We start from the raw sequence: 4,086 nt of genomic DNA, 5'->3' as shown, positions 1-4,086 counted from the left end.
TAGGGCCCGCCGGGCTGGAGGTTATCCAGGCTGAATTGGCCGTTTTTATTGCTTTTGGTCTCAAAGGTACTGTTCGTAGGAATGTGGATGAGCTTTATGGTCATTTCCGAGGTCGTTCCTCTTAACCTGCCGAAAATTTTTGAGCTTGTTTCCTGTGAAAAAACAAAGCTGAAAGATAAAAATGCAATGGCGCAGATTACTTTTTTCATTTTTTTAATACTTCAAATTGTACCACAAAAGTACCCTGAAGCACTATTCCGCGCCGTTAACATACAGATAACATTATATCACAAAATGCTTAATATTTCCTTAAAAAAAAATTAAAAAAGAGGACGTCAATGAAATTTATTAAGCAGTAATCTTGTCTTTAATCAAATGATGATCAGTAAATTAAAATAAAAACACGGTCGCAGGCATAAGTGAACATCCGTTAACACTGGAACAATCATGACTATGGGAAAAGGGTACTGATGTTCTGCCCGGATGTCGCCGCCTGCGGATCAGGATGCCGCGTACAAAAAGCACAGGTAAATATTTTACCTGTGCTTTTTATAAAGTGTGGTCAGAACTCTCCCAATAACGGAGGGACACTGATGCTTTAGTCCGGAGTCTGTGCTTTTTCATACACCAGTCCTTCAGATTTCAGTTCTTTCCAGAAATCGGCCGGAATCTTTTTGTGAAGGGCATCTACATTGTCTGCTACCTGCCCGGGCCTGCTGGCTCCGGGAATAATGGAAACAAATTCATCGGCTGCCAGTACAAATTGCAGGGCTGCATCTACGATATCGATACCATAACGTTTAGCAATCTCACTGATCTTCTCACGTTTTTCCGTCATTCCTTTAGGGATAACGTCTTTATAATTGTACCGCTGCCTGCCGTTGATGAATCCTGAATTGTATCCGGCTCCCGAAACGAGGGCAACCCCTGCCTTTTTTACTGCCGGCAACAGGCGGTCTACGGCATCCTCGTGCTCCAGAATAGAATACTGGGTAGCGGAAAGACAGATGTCCGGATCAGCGGCTTCCAGGCAGTCCAGGATCGGATCGATTTCATTGACTCCCATTCCCCAGGCTTTGATGACACCCTGGTCCCTCAGTTCCGAGAGTACCTTGAATGCACCTGCTTTTGCCTGTTTCAGGAAATATGGATACCGGTCACCTACCTGATCTTCAGAAAGATCATGAACGTACACAATGTCAATATGGCCCAAGCCGGTTCGTTCAAGGCTTTCTTCAATGGAGCGTTTGATTGCGTCTGAAGTATAATTATGTTCAAAATCAAAATGGAAAGGATCCTGCCACATGGTCGGCGGTACCTGGTCTTCCGGAACCTGGGTAAACAGTCTTCCGACTTTGGTGGAAAGCACGAAATCATTTCTGTCCCGCTGCCGTAAAAAATCGCCGAACCGATGCTCACTTTTGGTCAGCCCATACCAGGGTGAAGTATCGTAATATCTGATATCCAGTTCCCAGGCTTTCTGAAGTACTTCCGCCGATTGTTCGTCGGTCAGCTTTTCAAAAGCAGTCCCGATCGCTACTCCGCCTAATCCAAGTCTGTGTCGGTCTGTTAAAATGTCTTGTTTCATATCGTATCATTTAAATTTGGTTACATACGGAGTGCAAACATCGTGCACTAAGCGGCAGCCGGCTTTCTGATGAATGTGTACGGCATAGAAAAGGATCTGAAAGGGGCGGTTTCACCAGATTTCAGGAGGCCGGCTTAAATCTACCACATCTGTTTGCTTTGGCTTTATTATTGAAGCCTTCTGATTACCACACACCTCAACAATACTCATATGAAAAAACATATCGTTATCGTAGGCGGAGGATTCGCAGGAATCAATCTGATCAAATCTATGGTTAATGACAGCCGTTTCAGAATTACTTTGATTGATAAAAACAACTATCATTTTTTTCCGCCGCTCATCTATCAGGTTGCGACTTCATTCATTGAAGCTTCCAATATCAGTTATCCTTTCCGTAAAATCATCTCAGAATATAAAAATGTAAGCTTTCACATGGGAAACCTGGTAAAAGTACATGAAACGGAGAATACGGTAGAGACCGATACCGGCAGCATAAAATATGATTATCTCGTTCTTTCTTTAGGGACGGAGACCAATTTTTTCGGAATGGAGAACGTACAGCGTTGCGCCTTGTCCATGAAAACTATAGATGAAGCGCTTTACCTCAGGAATTACCTGCTTCTTACACTGGAAGAAGCGGCCCGCAATAAGAACGTAAGAGAAGCGCAGAAGCTTCAGAACATCGTGATTGCAGGCGGCGGTCCTACCGGAGTGGAGCTTGCCGGAATGATTGCGGAAATGGGAACCTATATCGCTGAGAAAGAATACCCGGAAATCAAGCTTGGCCTGTCCAACATCTATCTGATCGACGCATTGCCGACCCTGCTTTCCCCGATGAGCAAAATGGCACAGCAGGCAGCCCATGACCGATTGAAAAAACTCGGAGTGAAAATACTGCTCAATGTAGCCGTAAAGGATTACGTGGATAAAAAAGTGCTTCTTGCAGACGGCACGTCCATTGAAACCGAAACTCTGATCTGGACTTCCGGGGTCATCGGACGCGAAGTTCCCGGACTGCCGGAAACGAGCATAGGAAAGGGACGCAGGATCCTCGTTGATGAATACAATAAGGTCAACGGGACGGCTAATATTTATGCTCTTGGGGATATTTGTCTCCAGCTTACCGATAAGGAATATCCGAAAGGCCATCCCCAGCTCGCACAGGTGGCCATTCAGCAGGCAGGACGGCTATCCAAAAACCTGAAAGCCATAGAAGACGGGAAAGCCATAACGCCTTTTTCCTATCATAACAAAGGAAGCATGGCCATCATTTCCAAATTCGATGCGGTAGTAGACCTCCCGAAATTTTCTTACAAAGGTTTCGTAGCCTGGCTGACCTGGCTGTTTATCCATATCATTCCGTTGGTGACTTTCAGAAGCAAAGTACGGCTGGCCTTTAACTGGCTCCGGCTTTTCATTACCAACAATCCGTCAATCCGGCTTATCCTGAGACCGAAAAGGGAGACCACGGATGAAAGGTGATTTTATTGTTTCTCAGATATTCCTTACATTTACGGTTCTGTAACAATCCGGTTGCAGAATAAACCTCTACATTTGTGAACATTCATAATAAAAAAAAGTTTCTGAGCTTTCTGAAGTTCAAAAGGGACTTTCAGAAATATGGACTCGAAAAAGCACGCAGTTATGAGCTGATCCTGCACTGGCTGAACAACCGGCTCAGCAGGAATCAGTTCTTGGTACTATCAGGTATTCTGGTTGGCTGCACTGCCGGTCTAGCCGGAGTGATTCTTAAAACCCTGGTACATAATATCCATCATTTTATTACCACAGAAGTTCATTTTGAATATCAGATTCTGTTCTATATTATTTTCCCTTTTCTCGGAATTGTCCTCACCACAATGATCGTCCTTACGATCTTCAAAGGTCAGGACCGTAAAGGCATCAGCGTAATCCTGTATGAAATTGCCCAGAATTCCAGTGTTGTATCATCCGTAAAGATGTACTCCCAGATTGTACAGAGCGCGGTAACCGTAGGACTGGGAGGTTCTGCAGGACTGGAAAGCCCGATTGCGGTAACCGGTGCTGCGATCGGTTCCAACTTCGCAAGGACCTACAGGCTGAATTATAAGGAACGTACCCTTTTGCTGGCTGCAGGTGCCACTGCAGGGATTGCTTCCGCTTTCAATGCTCCCATTGCCGGTATCATGTTTGCCTTCGAGATTCTGCTGACCGGAGTGGTTTTTACCGATTTTATTCCGCTGGTGGTTGCTGCCGTTTGCGGAAGCCTGCTGTCCAGGATCCTTTTACAGGAAGATGTGCTCTTCAGGTTCTACACCCGCGAAGCGTTTAACTATAAAAATATTCCGTACTACCTGCTCCTCGGAGCAGTAACCGGACTGTATGCCCGCTATTTTGTGCTGATGTCCAAAAAAGTAGAACACTTCATGAAAGGGCTGAACCTCTCTAAACTGAGGAAAGCTATGCTGGGCGGTGCCGTGCTGTCTTTACTGTGCGTCCTCTTTCCGCCGCTATTCGGG

At 45.3% G+C, this 4,086-nt stretch carries 4 protein-coding genes; 2 read left to right on the top strand and 2 right to left on the bottom strand.

Going from position 1 to position 4,086, the window contains the following annotated elements:
- Both QZ735_RS17710 and QZ735_RS17705 read right to left on the bottom strand, forming a co-directional pair.
- The coding region (locus QZ735_RS17710) for a carboxypeptidase-like regulatory domain-containing protein (RefSeq protein ID WP_294251333.1) at positions 1-209 on the bottom strand (209 nt) is incomplete at its 3' end.
- 389 nt (positions 210-598) lie between these two features.
- On the bottom strand, positions 599-1,588 hold the full coding sequence (locus QZ735_RS17705) for an aldo/keto reductase (protein WP_294251328.1): 990 nt from the start codon (positions 1,586-1,588) through the stop codon (positions 599-601).
- Positions 1,589-1,798: 210 nt separating this feature from the next.
- On the opposite strand from QZ735_RS17705, the gene QZ735_RS17700 reads away from it, so the two are divergent.
- On the top strand, positions 1,799-3,070 hold the full coding sequence (locus QZ735_RS17700; protein ID WP_294251325.1) for an NAD(P)/FAD-dependent oxidoreductase: 1,272 nt from the start codon (positions 1,799-1,801) through the stop codon (positions 3,068-3,070).
- A gap of 74 nt (positions 3,071-3,144) precedes the next feature.
- Positions 3,145-4,086 (top strand): chloride channel protein (locus QZ735_RS17695; RefSeq protein WP_294251323.1); only part of this gene is annotated, 942 nt, incomplete at its 3' end.

This window comes from uncultured Chryseobacterium sp. (genome assembly GCF_913776365.1).
GTDB lineage: Bacteria > Bacteroidota > Bacteroidia > Flavobacteriales > Weeksellaceae > Chryseobacterium.
The sequence above is the reverse complement of the archived record's forward strand: the minus strand, read 5'-3'. Positions and strand labels throughout refer to the sequence as shown.